We start from the raw sequence: 23,630 nt of genomic DNA, 5'->3' as shown, positions 1-23,630 counted from the left end.
ACATGCAAGAGGAGACAAAGATGGAGCACACCGCCGAGACCCTGGACCGGCCCGCCAGTACCCCCTCCACGGCCAGCGCACGCTGGAGCCGCGTCCTGGCCTGCGTGGTCGAGGTTCCGGCCGCGCTGATCGTCGTGGCCGAGACCCTGATCCTCGGGGGCGGCGCGTTTGCGCGTTATGCCTTGCATGCGCCGCTGCCCTGGACGGAGGAACTCGCCGGCATCCTGTTCCTGTGGCTGGCGATGCTCGGCGCCATCATTGCCCTGCAGCGCAGCGCGCATATGCAGCTCACCACCTTCATCAGCAAGCTGCCGCCGCACCGGCGCGCATGGCTGGATGCCTGTGGCATGTGGATGGTGGTGGCGTTCCTGTTGCTGCTGGTGCGGCCGGCTTGGGAACATCTCGTCGAACACGTGGACGTGCTGACGCCGACCCTGGAGGTCAGCGAAGCCTGGCGCGCCGGGGCGGTGCTCGCCGGCACCGTGCTGATGCTCGTGACCGCCGCGATCCGCCTGCTGGAGACCGCAAGCCGCAGGCAGGTGGCCCTCAGTGGCCTGCTGGTCGGGCTAGGCGCTGGCGCGTTGTGGCTGCTCTCGCCGGTGCTGTTGGGACTGGGCAACGCCAACCTGGTGATTTTCTTCCTGCTGATGCTGGTTGGCTGCGTTGCCATCGGCGTGCCCATTGCCTTCGCTTTCGGGCTCTCCACGCTGTGCTACCTGGCGCTGTCCACGACCACGCCGCTGTCCATCATGCCGAACCGCATGCAGGAGGGCATGTCACACCTGATCCTGCTGGCGGTCCCGCTGTTCATCTTCCTCGGCGGGCTGATCGAGATGACGGGCCTGGCGCGCGCGATGATCCAGTTCCTGGTCAGCCTGATCGGGCACGTACGCGGCGGCCTGCAGTATGTGCTGCTTGGGGCGATGTACATCGTCTCGGGCATCTCCGGTTCAAAAGCTGCCGATATGGCGGCGGTCGCGCCGGCGCTGTTCCCGGAGATGAAGCAGAGCGGCGCGAAGGATGGCGACCTGATCGGCCTGCTGTCGGCGTCCGGTGCGATGTCGGAAACGATTCCACCCAGCATCGTGCTGATCACGGTGGGGTCGGTCACGGGCGTGTCGATCACCTCGCTATTCATCGGCGGGTTGATGCCGGCGCTGGTCGGCCTGGCGATGATGGCACTGGTGGTCTGGTGGCAGACGCGCAAGGAGGACAGGGGCGGCATGGTGCGGCCATCGAGCAGGACGTTGCTGAGATTGCTGGTGGTGGCCCTGCCGGCGCTGGCGCTGCCGGTCATCATTCGCACGGCGGTGGTGGAGGGCGTGGCCACTGCCACCGAGGTATCGACCATCGGCATCTTCTATACGGTGCTGGCCGGCTTGCTGGTGTACCGGCAGTTCGAACTCCGGCGCATTTATCCGATCCTGCTCGATACCGCGGCGTTGTCCGGTGCGATCCTGCTGATCGTGGGCTGTGCCACCACCATGGCGTGGGCACTGACGCAGTCCGGGTTTGCGGAGGACCTGGTCAGCATCATGTCCGCTGTGCCGGGCGGAAAGACTGGCTTCCTGCTGGTGTCGGCGCTGGCTTTTGTGATCCTGGGCAGTTTGCTGGAAGGCATCCCGGCCATCGTGCTGTTCGGGCCGTTGCTGTTTCCGATTGCCAGGCTGGTCGGCGTGCATGAGGTGCACTACGCCATGGTGGTGATCTTCGCCATGGGGCTGGGCTTGTTCGCGCCGCCGTTCGGCGTGGGCTTCTATGCCGCCTGCGCCATCGGGCGCGTGTCGCCGGACGTTGCCATGCCGCGCGTGTGGCCGCATATGGCGGCGTTGTGCATTGCGCTGTTGCTGCTGACGCTGGTGCCGTGGTTCTCGATTGGGTTCCTGTAAGGCTGCGGGCAGGGGCTTACCAGTGGGACTGGCAAGCCTTCAGCGGCCAAGGCCGTCAGGCGGCAAGCTCCTCCGCCAATATGCCTTCCAGCTGCGCCTTCAACAGTCGAAGCAGGCAAAGCGCACTGAAGCAGCCTTCGGATGCGTCGCACAACTGGTCCAGCATGCCAAGCACGCCTTCGATGCCCGCCGCCAATGACTCAAGATTCAGCCGTGCCGCTGTGGATAACGAGTTTCCCGACATATGACCTCCGATCGTTGGATGAAGGCCTGCCGCGCGACGTGAGGGGAGGGCGGCGGGCCTGACAACGAGGGTGGAAGCCCGGTGTCACAGCCAATGCCGGTCAGCCTTGCGGCTGTCTCGTCCGGCCCGCCATAAAGCAATGGCTAGCCCGAATGGGCAAGAAGGTCGCCAACGGCGACTATCAAACTGTGACACGCGGGCTTCCACACCCGGTCATCGTTGTTCGATGACGGCCTCAGTCTCTCGCGCCTTGGCTCGCGATTCGATAAGACACTTCGCATTCCCATACGGACGCCGCATCCTGCCTGAGTGCCGTTCGCCGGCAAATAGCCAAACACCGAAACCCCTCCTCTCTCAACCCGCCCACGCCGGCGCGCTGGCGCCTTTTGCATGGCTTCCCCGGCGGCACGGCTCGCTGTCTCCCGATCGTCTCGCCTACAATGAATCAGACTGCACAATTCGCCCGGACCCACGCATTGCCGCGCGGCACCTATCGCACAGGCAAGCAGGTCACGGACGACAGTGCGGCAAAGGAGCATGATCGATGCGCTCGCCAGCGATGGATGCCACGCGCCTGAGACGCCCCGCGACCTGGGTAGTGGCCGTCATCGTCGCGCTGGTCGCTGCCGGGCGCGTCAGCGACCTCATCGTTGACTGGCTGTGGTTTACCTCCGTTGGCTACGCCGGGGTTTTCCGCACCATATTCTCGACCCAGGCGGTGCTGTTGCTTGCCGTCTTCGGCGTGTCGGCGGGTGCGATCTGGGTATCGGGCTGGCTGGCGCACCGCTGCGCGAGGCAGGCGCAGGCCTGGACGCCGGAGGCCCGGGGCGAACCGGTCGGCGAGATGGCGATGCGCCTGCCCTGGCGCGCCGCCATTGCCGGCGTTGCCGTCTTTGTAGGGCTGCTGATGGCCGTCGGAGAGCTGTCGAGCTGGGACACTGCGCTGCGCTACATCAATCAGGTTCCATTCGGAAAGGCCGATCCGATCTTCGGCAAGGACATCGGCTTCTACTTCTTCTCGCTGCCTGCGTATCTTGCAATCAGGAACTGGCTGCTCCTGCTGCTGGGCTGCTGCGCAGTGATTGCCGGCGCGGTCTATGGGTTGCGCGGCGATATCGCGTTGGTCCAGCCGCCGCGCGGGCTTTCAGCGGCGGCCGCTATCCATGCTGCCGCGTTGCTGGGCTTGTTCTTCGCGTTGCAGGCGTGGTCCTACTGGCTTGACCGCTACCTTCTTCTCTATGGCGACAACGGCGTCGTGGTCGGCGCGAGCTATACCGACATCCATGTGGGGCTGCCGGTCCTGTGGCTGCAGTGCAGCCTGTCTGCCGCGGCTGCCGCCGCTTCATGGGCCTATCTGCGCTGGCGGGACTACCGGGTGCCTGCGGCCGGGGCAATCCTGGTGGCCGGCAGCGCGTTCCTGCTCGGCACGGTCTATCCGGCGCTGTTCCAGCGATTCTATGTCAAGCCCAACGAACTGCAACTGGAGACGCCGTACCTCGAACACAATATCGCGCTGACACGTGAGGCCTATGGCGTAACGCAGATCAAGGCAAAGCCGTTCCCGGTCGAACAGAACCTGAATCTTGCCTCACTCCAGGCCAATCGCCCGACCATCGACAATATCCGCCTGTGGGACCTGCAGCCGCTGCGCGATACCTATGCGCAGCTGCAGGAGATCAGGACCTATTACAAGTTCCTCGCGACGGATATCGACCGCTACCAACTCGACGCCGGTTACCAGCAGGTCATGCTGTCGGCGCGGGAGCTGGAGCCGGCGCTGATCCCGCCCAATGCCCAGACCTGGGTGAACCTGCATCTCTTGTTCACCCATGGCAATGGCGTGGTCATGTCGCCGGTCACCGAGAAATCCGCCGAAGGCCTGCCCTTGCTCTATCTGCATGACATTCCACCGCTCTCCGACGGCGGCCCGGTCATCCACGAGCCGCGCCTCTACTTCGGAGAAGGCGGCAAAGGCTATGTCATCGTCAACGGCAGTGTGCCCGAGTTCGACTACCCCAAGGGCAAGGACAACGTCTATACGGCCTACCGCGGGCGCGACGGCATCGACGTCGGCAGCCTGGCGCGCCGGGTCCTGTTTGCCTGGCAGCTCGACGATCCCAATATCCTGCTGAGCGGCTACATCACGCCGCAGAGCCGCATCCTGCTCCATCGCAACATCCGGGACCGGGTGCGCACGATTGCCCCGTTCCTCATCCTCGACCGCGACCCCTATATCGTGGCAAGCGACGGGCGCCTTTACTGGATCCAGGACGCCTACACCACCAGCCGCTGGTTCCCTTACTCGCAGCCTGGCACCGGCGACGGCGACAACTACATCCGCAACGCAGTCAAGGTAGTGATCGATGCCTACAACGGCACGGTGGACTTCTACGTCAGCGACCCCGCTGATCCAATCCTGCGGGTGTACCAGCGCATCTTCCCGGGCATGTTCAGGCCGCTGGGCGCAATGCCGCGGGACCTGCAGCGGCATATCCGCTACCCGGAAGACCTGTTCCTGGTCCAGGCGCAGATCTACCGCGCCTACCACATGGAAGCGGCGGAAGTCTTCTATAACCGCGAGGATCTCTGGGAGTTCCCGCGCCAGTTGTCGGGCATGAGCGCAGGGAACACGCCCGCCGAGCGGATGATGCCCTACTACATGATCCTGCGGCTGCCTGAGGAAGCGAGCGCCGAGTTCGTGCTCATGCTGCCGATGGTGCCCAGCCAGCGCGAGAACATGATCGCGTGGCTCGCGGCGCGCTCCGATCCGCCCAACTACGGCAAGCTTGTCGCCTACACCTTCCCCAAGGAGAAGCTGGTCTACGGGCCGTTCCAGATCGAGGCGCGCATCCAGCAGAATACCGAGATCTCGCAGCAGATTTCGCTGTGGAACCAGATGGGCTCGCGCGTCATCCGCGGCCATCTGCAGGTCGTGCCGATCGAGAATTCCATCCTCTATGTCTCGCCGCTCTACCTGCGCGCGGAGTCCGGCCAGTTACCCGAACTGAAGCGGGTGATCGCCGCCTATGGTGATCGCGTGGCCATGGAGGACACCCTGGGCGCGGCCCTTGCGGCCCTTTTCGGGGGATCCGCCCCGGTGGCGATATTTGAGCAGGGCGCTGCGAACACCCGTGCGCGCGAGGCACTCGCGCACTATGACCGCGCCATCGAGCGCCTGAAAGCAGGGGACTGGGCCGGCTTCGGCGCGGAACTCGATGCCTTGCGGCCGCTGCTTGAGGCGCTCGGGGGCGGGGGTGCCGACAGGCAAAGGTGAACGGCCCGTCTAAGGCTCCGCTGTCGCCGCCCTCTGGGGGAGGGGGGCGCTGCACGAGGGCCGGCCAGAGTGCGCCGGGCTGAAGGTGTGGATGGCGCATGATCCGCTTGTACTCCTGCTGCCGCTCAAGCATAGCCCCTTGGGATCGTGGCGCCGGCGCCATCCCGCCGGGCTTCAGCCATCTCCTATCATGTAGTCACGCCTTACCTCTGAACGAGCAGGCAAACGGGGCCCGGCGCGAACCAGCTGATTCATGTCGATGGCGTCTGCGACGCCGCTCTCACGGCCGGTTACGCGGCGGCGGTTCCTCCTTTGGCTTACCTGGCGGCGCCAAAGCTGCGCGTCGCCTGAATGCGTGTTGGGAGAATGCCATGGGCGACAACCAGCAACAAACTGTCTTGGCGCTGAACCAGCTGATCGAAGCTGGCAAGGACAGCGAACTGGCCTGCATGAGCGGTGCCGGTGAAGTGCGCGATGCACAGCTTCGCGACATCCTGACCGCTACGGCGGACACCTACCGGGCGTCGGTGAAGGAATTGCAATCGATGGTCAGTGCCATGGGCGGCCGGCCGACCGACCGGGGCACCATGAATGGCACGCTGTTCCGTGGCTGGATGGCGTTCCGTCACATGCTGCAGCCAAACAACGACGACGCCGTGCTGGGAATGTGCGAGCACGAGGAAGATGCCGCCAGGCGCGAGTATCAGTCCGTCATGATGAAGACACTGCCACCCGATGCCAGCGCGACACTTCAGCGCCAATATGACGCGTTGAAGCGGCAGCATGAGCGGATACATGCCATGCGCGGCATGCAGGTTCATTGAGGGCTCGCAGTCACACCAAGCGGAGGTGCATTACCGCCGCGTTGCCGGCGGTAATGCGACTTCGCCAATCCGGCCGACGATTCGCGAAGAAGCTGTAACTAGCTTCCCGCCTTGTCCAGTTCGCGCCACGCCAGCCACAGGCGCGTGTCGAATTCCAGCTGGTGGTAGCGCGGCTCCATGTGTTCGCAGAGCCGGTAGAAGGCCTTGTTGTGGTCGCTCTCCTTTAAGTGCGAGAGCTCGTGCACGACGATCATGCGCAGGAATTCCGTCGGCGCTTCCTTGAACAGCGACGCCACGCGGATTTCCTTCTTGGCTTTCAGCTTGCCGCCCTGCACGCGCGAGATCGCGGTGTGCAGGCCCAAGGCCTTGTGCGCCGAGTCGAGCGTGGCATCGAAGCCGACCTTATGCAGCGGCGGCGCGCTGCGCAAAAATTCCTGCTTCAGTTCGGTGGCGTAGTCGTACAGCGCGCGATCGGTCTGCACGGTATGGCGGCCGGGATAGCGGCGGGCGAGGTGGTCGCCCAGGCGGCCGGCGGCGGCGAGTTCGCGCACCTGGTCGAGCACTTCAGGCGGATAGCCGCCCAGGAAGCGCATCGGGTCCTTGCCGGCGGGGCGCCAGGTTTCCGTCACTGCTGCAGCCTGCTTAGTGGTGATGGTGATGCATCCAGCTGTTGTCCAGCGAGTTCACGAAGGACTCGACTGCGTCCTTGTCGCCGGTGGCGTGGCGCATCATCTCGCCGCACTTGCAGAAGCCCTGGTACGGAGTGATGTGCGAGCACGCGGACGTCTTCTGCAGGTACAGGGTGACGGGTTTCGCGCACTTCTTGCACTTGAACTTCAGGGTCAGGGCGGGTCTGCTCATGGCGATGGCTCGGAAAATCAGCGGAAAGTCGAACCTGCGATTGTACCGGCGGGGGCCAAAGCTGGCTGGGGCCGGCTGCGCGCCCCGGCGTGCCTGATACACTCCCGCCATCCCGCACCAATACCAACACGCACCCATGGCACAGTACGTTTTCACCATGAACCGCGTGGGCAAGATCGTTCCGCCCAAGCGTCACATCCTGAAGGACATCTCGCTGTCGTTCTTCCCCGGCGCCAAGATCGGCGTGCTGGGCCTGAACGGCTCGGGCAAGTCCACGCTGCTCAAGATCATGGCCGGCCTCGACAAGGAGATCGAGGGCGAGGCCACGCCGATGCCGAACCTGAACATCGGCTACCTGCCGCAGGAGCCGCAGCTCGATCCCGAGCAGACCGTGCGCGAATCGGTGGAGGCGGCGCTGGGCGGCGTGTTCGAGGCGCGCAAGAAGCTCGATGAGATCTACGCCGCCTATGCCGAGCCGGACGCCGACTTCGACGCGCTTGCCGCCGACCAGGCCAAGTACGAAGCCATCCTGGCCGCCAGCGATGGCAACAACGTCGAGCTGCAGCTGGAGATCGCCGCCGACGCGCTGCGCCTGCCGCCGTGGGACGCGAAGATCGGCCACCTGTCCGGCGGTGAAAAGCGCCGCGTGGCGCTGTGCCGCCTGCTGCTGTCGCGCCCCGACATGCTGTTGCTCGACGAACCGACCAACCACCTGGATGCCGAGTCGGTCGACTGGCTGGAACAGTTCCTGACGCGCTTCCCGGGCACCGTGGTGGCCGTGACCCACGACCGCTACTTCCTCGACAACGCCGCCGAGTGGATCCTGGAGCTGGACCGCGGGCAGGGCATCCCCTGGAAGGGCAACTACAGCTCGTGGCTGGACCAGAAGGAAGCGCGCCTGAAGCAGGAAGAGGCCAGCGAGTCGGCGCGCCAGAAGGCCCTGCACAAGGAACTGGAGTGGGTGCGCCAGAACCCCAAGGGCCGCCAGGCCAAGTCCAAGGCGCGCCTGGCCCGCTTTGACGAGCTCAACAGCCAGGAATACCAGAAGCGCAACGAAACCCAGGAAATCTTCATCCCGGTCGGTGAGCGCCTGGGTAACGAAGTGATCGAGTTCGACAACGTCAGCAAGGGTTTCGGCGACCGCATGCTGATCGAAAACCTGAGCTTCAAGGTGCCGCCGGGCGCCATTGTCGGCATCATCGGTCCGAACGGCGCCGGCAAGTCGACGTTCTTCAAGATGCTCACCGGCAAGGAACAGCCGGACAGCGGCGAAATCAAGATCGGGCCGACCGTGAAGATGGCGTTTGTCGACCAGAGCCGCGATGCGCTGGACGGCACCAAGACCGTATTCGAGGAAATCTCCGGCGGCGCCGACGTGCTGACCGTTGGCCGTTACGAAACCCCGTCGCGCGCCTATATCGGCCGCTTCAATTTCAAGGGCGGCGACCAGCAAAAGCAGGTCGGCACGCTGTCGGGTGGCGAACGCGGCCGCCTGCACATGGCCAAGACGCTGATCGCCGGCGGCAACGTACTGCTGCTGGACGAGCCGTCGAACGACCTCGACGTGGAAACGCTGCGCGCTCTGGAAGATGCGCTGCTGGAGTTCGCCGGCTGCGTAATGGTGATCTCGCACGATCGCTGGTTCCTGGACCGGATCGCGACGCACATCCTGGCGTTCGAGGGCGACTCGCATGTGGAGTTCTTCCCGGGCAATTACCAGGAATACGAGGCGGACAAGAAGAAGCGGCTGGGTGAAGAAGGGGCCAAGCCGAAGCGGATTCGGTACAAGCCGATTGCGCGGTAAGGTACTGCTGAGTGTGAAAGAGAACCAGGCCTGCGGGCCTGGTTTTTTTATGGCTTTTTTATGGCTGTAACGCTCGCGAGCGCATTGGCGATGCTGCTTAGTCCTACGCTCGCACCAGCCGCAACCGCGTAATCTCCGAAGGCGCCCCGAACCGTTTCGGCGGCCCCCAGTACCCCGTCCCCCTGCTCACATAGACCCACATCGCGCCATGCCGCACCAGCCCCGCGGTGTACGGCTGCTGCATCGGCACGAACAGGTTCCACGGCCAGAACTGCCCCCCGTGGGTATGCCCTGATAGCTGCAAGTCAAAGCCAGCCTCCGCGGCGGCGGCGGCAGTGCGTGGCTGGTGCGCCAGCAGCACGCGCACGCCGGCCTGCGCCGGAGCGCCGGCGATGGCGCGGTGCGGGTCGCTGCGGTGGCTTTCATGGAAGCGGCCGGCGGAGTAGTCGGTCACGCCCGCCAGCACCAGCGGCTGCCCACCGTGCTCCACCACCACGTGCTCGTTCATCAGCACGCGCAGGCCGAGCCGGCGCAGTTCGTCGATCCATGGCTGCGCGCCGGCGTAATACTCATGGTTGCCGGTGACGAAGTAACTGCCATGGCGCGCCTGCAGCCGCGCCAGCGGCGCGGTATGCGCGGACAGTTCGCGCACGGTGCCGTCGACCAGGTCGCCGGTGATGGCCACGGCGTCCGGCTGCAGGCTGTTAACGCGCTCGACGATGCGGTCGAGGTAAGGCCCCTTGATGGTGGGGCCGACGTGGATGTCGCTGATCTGCGCGATGGTGAAGCCGTGCAGCGCCTCGGGCAGGTCGGCCACCGGCACGTCGACCTCGACCACGCGCGCCACGCGGCGGGCGTTGATATAGCCGGCCAGCGTGACCAGCAGTGCCAGCAGCGGCACGGCGAGGGCGCTGCCCGATGCCAGTCCGGCGGCCTGCCAGCCGAGCAGCTTGCCCGCCAGCCAGGCGGCGGCCAGCGCGACGTCGCGCGCCAGCGTCAGCACCAGCAGGGATGAGAAGAATCCCATTGCCAGCATGCCGATCCAGGAAATCCGGTCCGCCCACGGCTGGCTGAAGCGCCGCGCCAGCAGCCCGGCGGGCAGCAGCGCGCAAGACAGGGCGAGCCAGACAACAGCAAGCATCTTGACCAGCATCGGCACGGGCATTGCCGGCAAGAGGCGCAGCCCGATGTAGGCATGCAGCAGCGCCGTGATCAGCGCGGCAGTCAGGATCGTGGTGCGAGGAGGCATGGGGCGCGGCAATAGCCAGGGAAACACTGGAGATGAGGCCGTGGCGCGGTCGCTTCAAGGGCGGCGGCTGGTGGCTGGCGCAACGGCGCATCGCGCCTCGGTGTCTTCCTGACCACCAGGCGCCGCAGGGGCGGTGCATCATGCACGCAGACGGCCCGATCTGTCTTTTTTTGCAAGCGCCCTGAATGTTCTCAAATGCGATTGTTCGCCTGTCCGGCCTAATTTAGATTGCCAGCATGGGCCGCCTGCTGTGCTGCATCGTGCCCTCCACGCTGGAGAAAGCCATGCCTTTTCGCCTCAAGCAGACCAGCGCCCTGATCGTGTCGGCGTGGCTTGCCCTCGCGCCCCTCGCGCCGCAGGCCGCTACGCCACCGCAGCCAACCGCCGCAGCGCTGGCCTGGCCGCGCAATTTCGACGCCGCCAACGACCATGTCGAGCTGTACCAGCCGCAGGTCGAGACATGGGACGGCAACCGCCTGTCGGGCCGTGCCGCCGTGGCGGTAGGCGAGAAGAGCGGCTCGCCTACCTACGGCGTCGTGCATTTTTCGGCCACCGCCGATATCGACAAGCCGTCCGGGCTGGTGCAGCTGAGTGCGCTGCGCATCGAGAGCGTGGAAGTCCCCACCAGGCCGGACGCCGCCGACCGGGTACGCCAGGCGCTGGTGTCCCGGCTGCCGGCCAACGGCCTGACGGTGCCGCTGGACCAGTTGCAGGCCAGCTATGCCGTGTCACAGCAGCTGGCCCGCGCCGGCCGCGTGCCGGTCCGCAACGACGCCCCGCAGATCCTGTTTGCGACCACGCCGACACTGCTGGTGCTGGTCGACGGCGACCCCGCCTGGCGCGCCGTTGCCGGCACGCAATATGAACGCGCGCTCAACAGCCGCGCCCTGCTGCTGCGCGAGTCGGGCGGCGAGCTGTACCTGAAGGCCGCTGGCTACTGGTACCGCTCGGAATCCGCGGGCGGCGCATGGGAGGTCATGACGACGGTGCCGAAGGCGCTGGAGCATGCCGCCACCAAGGCCGCCGCCGGCATGAAACCGGACGCGATGCTGCCCGCGGACGGCAAGCGCCCGGCGCGGGCACCGGCCATCGTTTTCGCCACCCGGCCGACCGAGCTGGTGATCACCAGCGGCGCGCCGCAGATGACGCCGGTCAGTGGCGTGGGCCTGCTGACGGTCTCCAACGCCGATCACGCCATCTTCGTCGACCCGGCCACCAACCAGTATTACGTGCTGGTGTCAGGCCGCTGGTTCCGCGCGCCGATGCTGACCGGGCCGTGGGAATACGTGCCTGGCCGCGAGTTGCCGGCCGACTTTGCCAAGATCCCGACGACCGATCCCAAGGCCAACGTGCTGGTGTCGGTGCCGGGCACGCCGCAGGCGCGCGAGGCCGAGATCGCCGCCACCATCCCGCAGACCGCCACGGTCTCGCGCAGCAAGGCCAGCCTGAACGTCACCTACGACGGCGCGCCGCGCTTTACGCCGATCACCGGTACCTCGCTCAGCTATGCGGCGAACACGGGCACGCCGGTGATCGAGGTCGATGCCAGCCACTACTACGCGGTCGCCAATGGTGTCTGGTTCGCGGCGCCCGCACCGTCGGGACCGTGGCGCGTCGCCACCGAGGTGCCGTCGGCGATCTACACCATCCCGCCGGCCTCGCCGCTCCACTACGTGACCTATGTACGGATCTACTCGGTCACGCCTGACACCGTCGTGGTCGGCTACACCCCCGGCTACATGGGCGTGGTGGTCAGCCCCGACGGCACGGTCGTGTACGGCACCGGCTACGTCTATCCGGCCTACGTCGGCGCGGTCTACTACGGCTACCCGGTTACCTATGGATACGGCGCAGGCTTTGGCGTCGGCATGGCCGAGGGGTTTGCCTTCGGCTTCGCGGCGGGTGCGTTCTGGGGTGCGGCGTCGCCGTACTGGGGACCGTACTGGTGGGGCGCCCCGTATAACTGGAACTACGTCAATGTGAACCAGGCCAATTTCTATGGCCGCTGGGGGCAGGGCACGGTGACGCATGCGCAAGGCTGGAATGCCTGGACCGGCACCGAGTGGCGCGGCAGCGCGGCCTCGGGCTTCAACTCGGCGACCGGCGCGCGCTACCAGGGCAGCCGCGGCGCGGCGTTCAACCCATATTCCGGCAACTACGCGGCCGGCCACCAGGGCTCGTTCGCCAAACCGTCGACCGGCCGCGAAGGCGCCGCGCGCGGCGGCGTGGCCGGCAACACCTATACCGGCGACTACGCGGCCGGACGCCAGGCGGCGGGCTACAACGCGCAGACCGGCCGCATCGGCGCGGGCGAGGCCGGTATTGCCGGCAACACCCGGACCGGCGCGCACACCGCCGGCAGCCGCGGTTTTGTCGCCAACCCCGGCAAGGACAACGCCCTGGTGTGGAACAACGGCAACGTCTACGCCGGCCACGACGGCTCCGTGTACCAGCACACCGACGACGGCTGGCAGAAACACACCGCCGGCGGCTGGGAACCGGTGCAGCCGAACAACGACGCCACCAGCCGGCTGGAGTCGCAGCGCCAGGCACGCGAGGTCGGCCAGCAGCGCTGGCTGGGCATGGCGCAGCACTGGCAGGGCGCAGGGCGCTTTGGCGGCGGTGGCGGCGGTGGCTTCCGCGGGGGCGGCTTCCATGGCGGATTCCGGCGCTGAAGCGGTGGCCGGACAACTGCCGCCAGCCCGGTCCCGGCTGTCGAAATGAGTAAACACGGGCACAAGAAAGATTGAATTGGCGCGTCCATGGGCGCGCCTTAACCTGCCTGAACAGGCACAGGATCGGCGGCGGGCGCCGCTGCGTCCGGCATCGGGGGCGGCCATGGTTGCTGGCGGAGGAGGCTTTGTGAGGACAATGCTTAACGGGTGCGGCGTGGCGGGCCTGCTGGCCCTGCTGCTGGTGGCGGGTTGCAGCAAGGAGAAACCGGCGGCGGTGGCGCCGCCGGCAGCCGAGGTGGGTGTCATCACCGTGGCGCTGCGCGACGTGCCGCTCGTCTATGACTTCGTCGGCCAGACCCAGAGTTCGCAGCAGGTGGAGATACGTGCGCGCGTCAATGGCTTCCTGGAGAAGCGGGTCTATACGGAAGGCGCCCTGGTCAAGACGGGCGAGACCCTGTTCCTGATGGATCCCAAGCCGTTCGAGGCCACGCTGAAGGCGGCCGAGGCCGAAATGGCGCAGCAGCAGGCGCGCCTGAATACAGCACGCGCCGACCTGAACCGCGTGCGCCCGCTGGCGGCGCGCAATGCCCTCAGCCAGCGCGACCTGGATGACGCCACCGGCAAGGAGCAGGAGGCAGCAGCCGCGGTGGAGCAGGCACGCGCCAATGTGATCAATGCCAAACTGAACCTGAGCTACACCACGATCAAGTCGCCGGTGGCGGGCCTGTCGAGCTTTGCCAAGCGGCAGGTGGGCTCCTATATCGATACCACCAACAGCCTGCTGACCTATGTCGCCAAGCTGGATCCGATGTGGGTCAACTTCAGCCTGTCCGAGAACGAGGTGCTGTCGTTCCGCTCGTCGGAGAAGTCGGGGGCGGTCCGGTACCCGGCGCAGGAAGCCTTCGACATCGTCATCGTGCTGGCCGACGGGACGGAGTTCCCGCACCACGGCAGGATCGCTTTCGCCGACGCCTCGTTCAGCCAGGAAACCGGCACCTACCTGGTCCGCGCCGAGGTCGCCAATCCGCAGGGCACGCTGAGGCCGGGCCAGTTCGTGCGGGTCAAGGTGCATGGCGCGATGCGCACGCAGGCCATTGCCGTGCCGCAGGAAGCCATCGTGCAAGGCCCGCGCGGGCAGACGGTCTGGGTGATCGGCCCGGACAGCAAGGCGCAGCAGCGCGTGGTCGACGTGGGGGAATGGACCGGCTCCAACTGGGTGGTGCGCTCGGGCCTGAAGGCCGGTGAGCGCGTGGCGGTGAGCGGCCTGGTGCGGCTGATGCCGGGCGCGACGGTCAAGGCCGTGCCGGCGACCGAACTGGCCGCGCATGGCGCGGCCAGCGGTGCCCAGCCCACGGGTGCCCAGCCTGCTGCCGCGGGCTCGGCCACTCCGGCCGCTCCGGCTGCATCCGGTGCAGGCGCGCAGCAGGCGGCGGGCTCCACCGGGGGCAAGCCATGAAGCTTGCCCATTTCTTTATCGACCGGCCGATCTTCGCATCGGTGCTGTCCATCATCATCACGGTGGGCGGCCTGGTGGCGCTGACCAAGCTGCCGATCGCCCAGTTCCCGGATATCACGCCCCCGTCCATCACGGTCACGACCAAGTACCCCGGCGCCAGCGCCGAGGTGGTGGCGCAGAACGTGGCCGCGCCGATCGAGCAGCAGGTCAACGGCGCCGACCACATGATGTACATGAACTCGACGAGTTCCTCGACCGGCGACCTGACGCTGACCACGTATTTCGAGATCGGCACCGACCCCGAGCTCGCGCAGGTGGACGTGCAGAACCGCGTCAACCTGGCGCTGCCCACGCTGCCCGATGCCGTGACGGCGCAGGGCGTCTCGGTGCAGAAGCGGTCGTCGGCGTTCATGATGGTGATTGCCATCTACTCGCCCGACAACAGCTACAACCAGACCTTCGTCGGCAACTACGCCAACATCTACGTGCTGGATGCGCTCAAGCGCATTCCCGGCGCCAACCAGTCGTCGATCTTCGGCAGCCCGGACTACGCCATGCGCATCTGGCTGCGGCCCGACCGCATGGCGTCGCTGGGCATCACCACCGAGGACGTCAAGAACGCGGTCTCCAACCAGAACCAGCAGTTCTCCGCGGGGCGCATCGGCCAGTCGCCGACCACCGGGCCGGTGCAGCAGACCTTCCCGATCGCCACCAAGGGCCGCATGACCGAGCCGGCCGAGTTCGACAACATGATCCTGCGCGCGCAGTCCGGCGACGCCGCGCTGGTGCGCCTGAAGGACATCGGCCGCGCCGAGCTCGGGTCCAAGGACTACTCGCTGCGCAGCCGCTACAACGGTAAGACCGCCACGCTGCTGGCGGTGTACCAGCAGCCGGGAGCCAATGCGCTGGATGTGGCCAAGCAGGTGCGGTCCACGCTGGCGGAGCTGAAGAAGAGCTTTCCGCCCGGGCTGGAGTACGAGATCGCGCTCGACACCACCGAGTTCGTGCAGGAGTCGATCGACGAGGTGGTGCACACGCTGCGCGACGCGGTGATCCTGGTGATCCTGGTGGTGTTCCTGTTCCTGCAGAGCCTGCGCGCCACGCTGGTGCCGATCCTGGCCGTGCCCGTGTCGATCATCGGCGCCTTCGTCGGCATGAGCGCGTTCGGCTTCTCGGTGAACATGCTGACCTTGTTCGGCATGGTGCTGGCCATCGGCATCGTGGTCGACGACGCGATCGTGGTGATCGAGAACGTCGAGCGCAACATGACGGAGTTCAACCTGCCGCCCAAGGAGGCGGCCAAGAAGGCGATGGACGAGGTCAGCGGCCCGGTGGTCGCGATCGTGCTGGTGCTGCTGGCGGTGTTCATCCCGGTGGCGTTCCTGTCGGGCATCACCGGGCAGCTGTACAAGCAGTTCGCCATCACCATCGCGGTCTCGGTGGTGCTGTCCGGCGTGGTCGCGCTGACGCTGTCGCCGGCGATGGCGGCGATCCTGCTCAAGCCCGGCCAGCACAAGAAGAACCGCTTCTTCACCTGGTTCAACAATTCCTTCGACCGGCTCATTGCCGGCTATGACAGGTCGCTGCAGATCGTGATCCGGCGCACGGTGATGTCGATCGCCATCATCCTGGCGATGGTGGCGGTCAGCGTGGTCATGTTCATGCGCATCCCGACCTCGTTCCTGCCGGTGGAGGACCAGGGCTACCTGTTCGGCGCGGTGGTCATGCCGGACGCGGCCAGCCTGGATCGCACCCAGACGCTGTCGAGCCGGGCCGAATCCTGGCTGTCCAGGCAGCCCGGCGTGTCATCGGTGGCCACGGTCGATGGCTACAGCCTGATCGATTCGCAGAACAAGGCCAATGCCGGCACGCTGTTCATCACGCTCAAGGGCTTCCATGAGCGTGGCGAGGGCGAGTCCGCGGCCGACCTGATCCAGAAGTCGATGCGGGAATTCTCGCGCTACCAGGACGGCGTCGTGATCCCGCTGAATCCGCCTTCGATCCCGGGCCTGGGCACCACCGGCGGCTTCGAGTTCTGGCTGCAGAGCACAGCGGACGGGACTTACCAGCAGCTGGAGCAGAAGGTCCACGAGTTCATCGCCAAGGCCCGCCAGCGGCCGGAGCTGACCGGCGTGAACTCCACCATCAATTCGCGCTCGCGCCAGTTCCTGGTCGAAGTCGACCGGGAGCGCTCCGAGACCCAGGGCGTGCCGGTCGAGAACGTCTATTCTGCGCTGCAGACCATGTTCGGCTCGCTCTACGTGAGCCAGTTCCCGAAGAACAGCCGCTTGTTCCAGGTGATCCTGCAGGCCGAGCCCGAGTTCCGCTCGCGCCCGGAAGACCTCGACAAGGTCTACGTGCGCAACCACAACGGCGAGATGGTGCCGATCAAGGCGGTGACCTCCACCAAGTATGTGCCGGGGGCGGACATCGTCACACGCTTCAACAACTTCCCGGCCGCCAAGGTCATGGGCGACGCCGCGCCGGGCTACAGCTCGGGGCAGGCTATCTCGGCCATGGAGGAGGTGGCGCAGGAGGTGCTGGGGCCGGGCTACGCCTATGCCTGGAGCGGCCAGGCTTATGAAGAAAAGACCGCCGGCTCCACCGCGGTCTACGTCTTCGCCTTTGCCCTGCTGATGGTGTTCCTGATCCTGGCGGCGCAGTACGAGAAGTGGTCGCTGCCGCTGGGCGTGCTGCTGGCGGTGCCGTTCGCGCTGTTCGGCGCGCTGCTCGGCATCCTGATGCGCGGCATGGAGAACGACGTCTACTTCCAGATCGGCCTGACCGTGCTGATCGCGCTGGCGGCGAAGAACGCGATCCTGATCTTCGAGTTCGCGGTGGAAATGCGCGAGAAGGAGGGGCTGAGCGCCTACGATGCCGCTATCCACGCGTCCAAGCTGCGCCTGCGGCCGATCATCATGACCTCGCTGGCCTTTATCCTGGGCTGCGTGCCGCTGGCCATCGCCAGCGGCGCCTCGGCCGCCAGCCGGCAGTCGCTCGGCACGGGCGTGATCGGCGGCATGCTCGGGGCGACGGTGATCGCGCTGTTCTTTATCCCGATGTTCTTCTGGGGCCTGGAGCGCATGTCCGAAGGCAAGCCCAGGAAGCCCGCCAAGGCCGGCGATGCACAGCAGCCACCCACTACTCCACCCACCGCGCCGTCGGCCGGAGAAACGCTATGAGCCCGCGCGTGTGGATGCTGGCGGCCTGTGCGGCGGCAACGCTGGGCGGCTGCGCGATCGGCCCCAACTACCAGCGCCCCGAGACCCCGGACGCGTCGCAGTACCGGCTCGACACCGGCGCGCTGGCGATCGCCGCCGACAGCGACTGGTGGAACCAGTTCAGCGACCCGGTGCTGAACGCGCTGGTGGATGAGGCGCTGGCAGGCAACTACGATATCCGCATCGCCGCCGCACGCATCGACGAATTCCGTGGCCAGCTGATGGTGGCGCGCGCCGGCTTTTTCCCGCAGCTCAATCTTTCCGCGTCGGCCGCGCGCCAGAGCATCGGCAGCCTGAACAGCACGCAGTTTGGCAGCGGCACCGGCAATACTTACCAGTTGCTGGCCAACGCCAACTGGGAGATCGACCTGTGGGGCCGCATCCGCCGGCAGGCCGAGGCGGCCGAGGCCAGCCTGTGGAATGCCGAGTACGCGCGCCGCGGCGTGGTGCTGGCGCTGGCGGCTTCCGTGGTGCAGGGGTATGCCACGCTGCGCGGGCTCGATGCGCAGCTCGATGTCGCGCAGCAGACGCTGGCATCGCGCGCGAGCGGGCTGGATATCTTCCGCCAGCGCTATGAAGGCGGCGTGATTTCGCAGCTTGAACTGGCACAGGCCGAGAATGACTACTACGTGGCCGAGGGCTCGATCCCGCCGCTGCGTGCCAGCATCGCGCAGACCGAGAACGCGCTGTCGGTGCTGCTGGGCCGGCCGCCGGGCCCGATCGAGCGTGGCAAGCCGATCCACGAGCTGCAGGCGCCGCCAGTCGGCGCCGACCTGCCGGCCGCCTTGCTCTCGCGCCGGCCCGATGTGCTGCAGGCCGAGCAGGCCGCCATCGCCGCCAATGCGCAGCTGGGCGCGGCGCAGGCGCTGTACCTGCCGGCGGTCAACCTGAGCGGCCTGTTCGGCGCCGTGGCGGCGTCGCCGGGCGCGCTGTGGGACAGCGCGTCGCGGGTGTGGGCGTTCGGCGCGGGGCTGACCCAGCCGATCTTCCAGGGCGGCGCCATCCGCGGGCAGGTGCAGACCGCGTCCGCGCAGCGCAACCAGGCCATGTTCGCTTACCAGGGCACGGTGCTCGCGGCGCTGGCGGATGTGAACAGCGCGCTGGCCAACGGCGTCGAGACCCGCACGCGGCTGGGCAGCCTGCGCCGGCAGGAACAGAGCCTGTTCATCTATGCCGACCAGGCTTTTGCCCGGTACGAGGGCGGGTATTCGAGCTACCTGGAGGTCACCAATGCGCGCGAGAAGCTGTTCGATGCGCAACTGGCGGCGATCCAGGGCCAGGTCGACGTGCTGACCAGCACCGCGGCGCTGTACAAGTCGCTGGGCGGCGGCTGGCCGTCGGTGCCGCAGGCCGTGCGCGAGGCGGGGATGCAAGGGGATGCGAAGGTGCTGGCGAGGTAGGACCGAAGCCGAAGCCGAAGCCGACGGTGTTGGGTGCTCCAAGCCGCCCGAGCTGGCCCAAGCAAGGTGTTCTCACTCTCCCCTCAGCGGGAGAGATGACCAAACCGGCGGGATGCGACAGTCATCCCTACCGCGCCGACCACTCCCCCTGCCTGACCCCCAGCGCGGTCACCACCCCATACGCCGTAATTCCCAGCGCCACCCCCAGGAAATGCCCGTCCAGCCCCATCCCGAACACATTCGCCAGCACCCAGCCGCCCCCCGCCGCCAGCGCGATCCGGCATAGCCCCGCCGCCACCGGCCAGCGCATCCGCCCGGCGCCCATCGAGGCAAAGTACAGCGCCATTCCCAGCCCGAAGCCGCCGAACGCCGGCCCCACCCATGACAGCGCGCGCGCCGCGATGGCGATGACTTCCGCATCGTTGGTGAACAGGCCGGCAAAGCGCACCGGCGCCAGCCCGACCGCCGCACCGGCCGTACCCGCGATCGCCAGCGCAAGGAAGGCGCCGACCCATGCGGTGCGGCGCGCCGTATGCCAGTCGCCCGCACCGACCGCGCGCCCGACCAGCGCCGTCAGCGCCGAACCCACGCCGAACGCCAGCGGGATCATCAGGAATTCCAGCCGCGCCGAGATCCCATAGGCCGCCACCGCCGCGGTGCCATGATGGCGCAGCTGCGCTGTGACGAGGATGGTGGTCAGGTTGGCCACCGACGCCAGCGCGCACGCCACCAGCCCCACCGACAGGATGCGCGAGAACAGCGCCCACGACGGCCGCACCCGCAGCACCGGCACGAAGCCGGCGCCGCCGCGTGCGACCACGATCGCCATCGCCAGTGCCGCGGCCCACGAGACCGCGGCCAGCGCGGCGCCGATGCCGGCCAGCCCCATGCCGGCGGGTTCGGCCAGCAGCCATGCCAGCACCGGGAAGGCCACCCACATCAGCGCCAGCACGCGCGCCGCCAGCGCATGGCGACCGCCGCCGCGCAGCACCGAGGCCAGCGTATTGGCCAGCCACGCCGGGATCGCGCCAGCGCCGAACAGCCAGATCGCATAGCTGGCGGCAGCTTCGGCAGCGGTGCCGCCGGCCACGGCGCCGAGCACCCCGCGCGGGAAGCCGGCCAGCACCACCGCAAAGGCCAGCCCGGCCGTGACCGCGATCAGCAGCGCATGCATCACCAGCGCCGAGGCTTCCTCGCGCTTGTTGGCGCCCAGCGCCCGCGCGATCGCCGCGACCACGCCGCCGCCCATGGCGCCGGCCGACATCTGCTGCAGCAGCAGCGCAAACGGCAGCACCACCGCCCAACCCGCCAGCGCGGCGGTGCCCTGGCGCGCGGCCAGCCAGGTTTCGATCAGCTGGCCCACCGCCTGCAGCACCGCAATCAGCGCGGTCGGGCCGGCCAGGCGGCCGATGCGGCGGGCGAGTTCCGTGGCGGGGACTGTCTCGGCCGGTACGGTGCCGGCGGGCAAGGCGCCGGTTTCACTCATGTCCGTGCTCCGCGCCGTGGCCCACGCTGTCGGGTTCGCCGAAGCGGCGCTGCAGGAAGCGGCCGGCGCCAGGGCCCGGCAGCACGCGCACGTCGTCCAGCGTGATCGGCGTGCCGTCGGCGCGCGCCAGTGCGGGCTCGGCGATTTCCTGGCCGGTGCGGCGGTCCTGCAGCAGCGTCAGCGGACCTTTCTCATCGGTCATCCAGCGGTCGGCCCAGGCCTTGAGCGCGACATAGGCCGGAAAAAAGTCACGGCCCTTGTCGGTCAGCCGGTAGACATGGCGGCCGCCGCCCTCTGGCGTGACGCGGGCCAGCAGGCCGTGCGCCACCAGCGTCTTGAGCCGCGCGCTGAGGATATTGGGGGCGATGCCCAGGTTGCGTTCGAACTCGTCGAAGCGCGTGCTGCCGTAAAAGGCCTCGCGCAGCACCAGGATGGCCCAGCGCTCGCCCAGCACCGCCATGGATCGGGCGACCGGGCAGGGCATGGAAGTGAAATCGGTTGGGGTGGGTGGCATGGTCTCGGCGCCTCGGTCGGTCTCTTGCTTTCAATTTGCAAGTTTCATGAAGCATAGCTTGCAGAATGAAAGTTCGTTCAGCATCGGGAGGGGGCCGCAGGGGATTCTGTTCGATTACCGGCCACCGTCGCCAACGGGGCGGCGCTGGCTGAACCTGCCGGCCATGTCGAGCTTCAGGCTGCAAAGACTTCGATCTTGCCCAGCTCTTCCCGCATGAAGCCGATCAGCGCGCGGGTGGCCATCGACGGATGCAGGTTCGGCGTGGTGATGATGTAGAGCCGGTTGCCCAGTCCTTCCGGCCGCCAGTCCGGCAGCACGGGCACCAGCGTGCCGGCTTGCACCGCCTCCCAACCGATATAGACCGGCAGCAGGCCGATGCCATGCCCCTCGCTGACCGCGCGCGCCAGGAACAGGAAGTGCTCGGATTGCAGCGTCGGCGTCAGCGCCACGTCGACACGCTGGCCCTCGCGGTACAACGACAGCGCAAACTGGCGCGGCGTATAGGGCGGGCAAAGAAAGCTGCACCCCGCCAGGTCCGGCGGCACTCGCACGGGCGGAATGGTCGCGAGGTAATCCGGCGATGCATACAGTTGCCAGCGGATATCGCAGATTTCGCGCGCCACATGGTCCAGCGGCGGTGCCGAGGTGACCTTCAGCGCCACGTCGATCTCGGCCGCGATCAGGTCGTTGACGCGGTTGGCGAAGAACACCCGCAGCGTGATCCCGGGATGCAGCTTGGCGAAACGCAGCAGCAATGGCGCGATATAGGCGTCGCCCAGCCCGGTCGGCACGCTCACGCGCACATGGCCGCGCAGGGTCTTGCCCAGGCTGTCGATCTCCGCCTGTGCCGAAGTCACCTCCTGCAAGATGCGCACGCCGTGCTGGTACAGCGCGTGGCCGGGCTCGGTCAGCTCCAGCCGGCGCGTGGTCCGGCGTAGCAGCTGGGCGCCGGCCTGGTGCTCCAGCTCGCGCAACTGGCGGCTGACCTGCGAGCGCGTGACGCCGCGCCGCCGGCCCGCTTCGGCAAGATTGCCGGCGTCGACGATATCGACGAAGGCCTGGATCAGGTTGAGGTCCATCCGGGATTGCCTGTGGGATTGTCGAGTCTGGCGCAACATTGTGATTCCGCTGCGCGTGATTGTCGATGAATGACCGTGCCGATACAGTGGCAAGCTGATAGTCAGCTAAGCGAGAAAGGGAGACAACGGATGGCCACGGACCTCTGGTTTGAAGACATGCACCGCACCGCCGACGAACTGGTGGCGCGCGGCGCACAACTCGCCGGCGGCCTGCGCCGGCTGGGCGTTGAGCAGGGCGACGTGGTCGCCGTGCTACTGCGCAACGATCCCGCCTACGCCGACGTGGTCAACGCTTGCCGCACCGCCGGCTGCTACTACTGCCCGATCAACTGGCACTTCACCGCCGAAGAGGTGCGCTTCCTGCTGGCCGACAGCGGCGCCAAGGTGCTGCTGGTTCAGTCCGACCTGCTGGCCGCGGTGCGTGACGCCGTGCCCGCCGGCATGACGGTGCTGTCGGTCGGCGGCAGCGCCGAGGGCGCGACCGAATATGAAGGCTGGCTGGCGCAGCAGCCGGCCTATGACGGCCCGCGCGTGGCGCCGCGCGGCCATATGGCCTACACGTCCGGCACCACCGGCCGGCCCAAGGGCGTGATACGCGCTCCGGTCCCGCTGGACCAGCTCGAAGCGCAGCAGGCGCGCGCGCGCTCGCTGGTGCGGCAGACCTACGGCCTGGAGCCGGGCTGCCGCGCGCTGATGTCGGCGCCGCTGTATCACAGCGCGCCCAGCTCGTTTATCCAGAACGCGCTGCAGATGGCCGAGCGCCTGGTGATCACGCCGCGCTTCGACGCCGAGCAGGTGCTGGCGCTGATCGAAAAGCACCGCATCGACGTGGTCTACCTGGTGCCGATCATGTACGTGCGCCTGCTCAAGCTGGCGCCCGAGGTGCGCGCCAGGTACGACCTGTCGTCGCTGCGCTTCGTCGCCTCGACCGGCTCGCCGTGCGCGCCGGAGGTCAAGCGCGCCATGCTCGACTGGTTCGGCCCGATCATCCACGAGACCTATGCCTCCAGCGAGGCCGGCATGATCACCGTGGCCACGCCGGCAGACGCCGCCGCGCGTCCCGGCACCGCCGGCCGCCCGGTCGACGACGCGCAGCTGCGCATCCTGGATGAAGACGGCCGCGAGTGCGCGCCGGGCGAGATCGGCCTGGTCTACGTGCGCCAGCCCGCCTATCCCGACTTCAGCTACCGCAACAACGAGGCCGCGCGCCGCGCGATCGACCGCGGCGGGCTGGTGACGCTGGGCGACATGGGCTACGTCGACGCCGACGGCTACCTGTTCATCTGCGACCGCGCGTCCGACATGGTCATCTCCGGCGGCGTCAACATCTACCCGGCCGAGATCGAGCACGAGCTGGTGCGCTATCCCGGCGTGGCCGACTGCGTGGTGTTCGGCGTCCCCGACGACGAGTACGGCGAGCGCCTGCTCGGCATGGTGCAGCCGATGCCGGGCGTGGAAATCCGCGAGGCCGAGGTCATCGAATGGCTGCGCCAGCGGCTGTCGGGCTTCAAGGTGCCGCGTAGCATCGTGGTCGAGCCGCAGCTGCCGCGCGACGAGACCGGCAAGCTCGCCAAGCGCCGGCTGCGTGACCGATACTGGGAAGGCCGCCAGCGGCGCGTCTGAGTCTACCGGGCAGCGCGGCGATACAGAGATA

The 23,630-nt window shown here is 67.3% G+C and carries 16 protein-coding genes; 9 read left to right on the top strand and 7 right to left on the bottom strand.

The features are described from left to right. The first annotated feature begins 20 nt into the window (after window positions 1–20). Complete coding sequence (locus tag IPF36_RS24825; RefSeq protein WP_135706019.1) at window positions 21–1,889, top strand: TRAP transporter large permease subunit; 1,869 nt, start codon at window positions 21–23, stop codon at window positions 1,887–1,889. A gap of 55 nt (window positions 1,890–1,944) precedes the next feature. Here the strand turns inward: IPF36_RS24825 and IPF36_RS24820 are convergent, their stop codons facing one another. Then, window positions 1,945–2,133, bottom strand: a complete 189-nt coding sequence (locus IPF36_RS24820) for a hypothetical protein (RefSeq protein ID WP_135706018.1) — start codon at window positions 2,131–2,133, stop codon at window positions 1,945–1,947. Window positions 2,134–2,677: 544 nt separating this feature from the next. Here IPF36_RS24820 and IPF36_RS24815 point away from each other — a divergent pair. After that, window positions 2,678–5,407: a UPF0182 family protein gene (locus IPF36_RS24815; RefSeq protein ID WP_195431031.1), complete on the top strand. Its 2,730-nt coding sequence runs from the start codon at window positions 2,678–2,680 to the stop codon at window positions 5,405–5,407. A 371-nt stretch (window positions 5,408–5,778) separates the two neighbouring features. After that, a complete protein-coding gene (locus IPF36_RS24810) occupies window positions 5,779–6,231 on the top strand; it encodes a PA2169 family four-helix-bundle protein (RefSeq protein WP_133093486.1) in 453 nt (150 codons plus the stop codon). 98 nt (window positions 6,232–6,329) lie between these two features. On the opposite strand, the gene IPF36_RS24805 is transcribed toward IPF36_RS24810, so the two are convergent. Further along, the gene (locus IPF36_RS24805) at window positions 6,330–6,824 is read right to left on the bottom strand and encodes a M48 family metallopeptidase (RefSeq protein WP_133093541.1); all 495 of its coding nucleotides are present in this window, start codon (window positions 6,822–6,824) and stop codon (window positions 6,330–6,332) included. Window positions 6,825–6,873: 49 nt separating this feature from the next. Next, the gene (locus IPF36_RS24800) at window positions 6,874–7,092 is read right to left on the bottom strand and encodes a hypothetical protein (protein ID WP_133093487.1); all 219 of its coding nucleotides are present in this window, start codon (window positions 7,090–7,092) and stop codon (window positions 6,874–6,876) included. Window positions 7,093–7,228: 136 nt separating this feature from the next. On the opposite strand from IPF36_RS24800, the gene ettA reads away from it, so the two are divergent. Beyond that, a complete protein-coding gene (ettA, locus tag IPF36_RS24795; RefSeq protein ID WP_029048366.1) occupies window positions 7,229–8,896 on the top strand; it encodes an energy-dependent translational throttle protein EttA in 1,668 nt (555 codons plus the stop codon). Window positions 8,897–8,999: 103 nt separating this feature from the next. Here the strand turns inward: ettA and IPF36_RS24790 are convergent, their stop codons facing one another. Next, window positions 9,000–10,145 carry a metallophosphoesterase gene (locus IPF36_RS24790; protein WP_133093488.1) on the bottom strand — a complete coding sequence of 382 codons (1,146 nt, stop codon included), beginning with the start codon at window positions 10,143–10,145 and terminating at the stop codon, window positions 9,000–9,002. 284 nt (window positions 10,146–10,429) lie between these two features. On the opposite strand from IPF36_RS24790, the gene IPF36_RS24785 reads away from it, so the two are divergent. The 4 genes from IPF36_RS24785 to IPF36_RS24770 all read left to right on the top strand — a co-directional run bounded on the left by IPF36_RS24785 (window position 10,430) and on the right by IPF36_RS24770 (window position 18,897). Then, window positions 10,430–12,820, top strand: a complete 2,391-nt coding sequence (locus tag IPF36_RS24785) for a carbohydrate-binding family V/XII (protein WP_195431028.1) — start codon at window positions 10,430–10,432, stop codon at window positions 12,818–12,820. Between the two features lie 196 nt (window positions 12,821–13,016). Continuing rightward, entirely contained in the window at window positions 13,017–14,276 is a 1,260-nt protein-coding gene (locus tag IPF36_RS24780) for an efflux RND transporter periplasmic adaptor subunit (RefSeq protein ID WP_195431126.1), read from the top strand. Then, the gene (locus tag IPF36_RS24775) at window positions 14,273–17,458 is read left to right on the top strand and encodes an efflux RND transporter permease subunit (RefSeq protein ID WP_135706015.1); all 3,186 of its coding nucleotides are present in this window, start codon (window positions 14,273–14,275) and stop codon (window positions 17,456–17,458) included. Before IPF36_RS24780 ends, IPF36_RS24775 begins: the two co-directional genes overlap by 4 nt. After that, window positions 17,455–18,897, top strand: a complete 1,443-nt coding sequence (locus tag IPF36_RS24770; RefSeq protein WP_133093491.1) for an efflux transporter outer membrane subunit — start codon at window positions 17,455–17,457, stop codon at window positions 18,895–18,897. The genes IPF36_RS24775 and IPF36_RS24770 overlap by 4 nt, the downstream gene beginning before the upstream one ends. 127 nt (window positions 18,898–19,024) lie before the next feature. Here the strand turns inward: IPF36_RS24770 and IPF36_RS24765 are convergent, their stop codons facing one another. The 3 genes from IPF36_RS24765 to IPF36_RS24755 all read right to left on the bottom strand — a co-directional run bounded on the left by IPF36_RS24765 (window position 19,025) and on the right by IPF36_RS24755 (window position 21,976). Beyond that, on the bottom strand, window positions 19,025–20,383 hold the full coding sequence (locus IPF36_RS24765; RefSeq protein ID WP_135706014.1) for an MATE family efflux transporter: 1,359 nt from the start codon (window positions 20,381–20,383) through the stop codon (window positions 19,025–19,027). Further along, a complete protein-coding gene (locus IPF36_RS24760; protein ID WP_135706013.1) occupies window positions 20,376–20,897 on the bottom strand; it encodes a helix-turn-helix domain-containing protein in 522 nt (173 codons plus the stop codon). Before IPF36_RS24760 ends, IPF36_RS24765 begins: the two co-directional genes overlap by 8 nt. Before the next feature lie 173 nt (window positions 20,898–21,070). Continuing rightward, the gene (locus IPF36_RS24755; RefSeq protein ID WP_133093494.1) at window positions 21,071–21,976 is read right to left on the bottom strand and encodes a LysR family transcriptional regulator; all 906 of its coding nucleotides are present in this window, start codon (window positions 21,974–21,976) and stop codon (window positions 21,071–21,073) included. Window positions 21,977–22,105: 129 nt separating this feature from the next. On the opposite strand from IPF36_RS24755, the gene IPF36_RS24750 reads away from it, so the two are divergent. Next, complete coding sequence (locus IPF36_RS24750; RefSeq protein WP_195431025.1) at window positions 22,106–23,599, top strand: acyl-CoA synthetase; 1,494 nt, start codon at window positions 22,106–22,108, stop codon at window positions 23,597–23,599. Window positions 23,600–23,630: the final 31 nt, after the last annotated feature.

The organism is Cupriavidus sp. IK-TO18 (assembly GCF_015549295.1).
Classification (GTDB): domain Bacteria; phylum Pseudomonadota; class Gammaproteobacteria; order Burkholderiales; family Burkholderiaceae; genus Cupriavidus; species Cupriavidus oxalaticus_A.
Note: the sequence above shows the minus strand (reverse complement) of the source record. Positions and strands in the feature narration are given on the sequence as shown.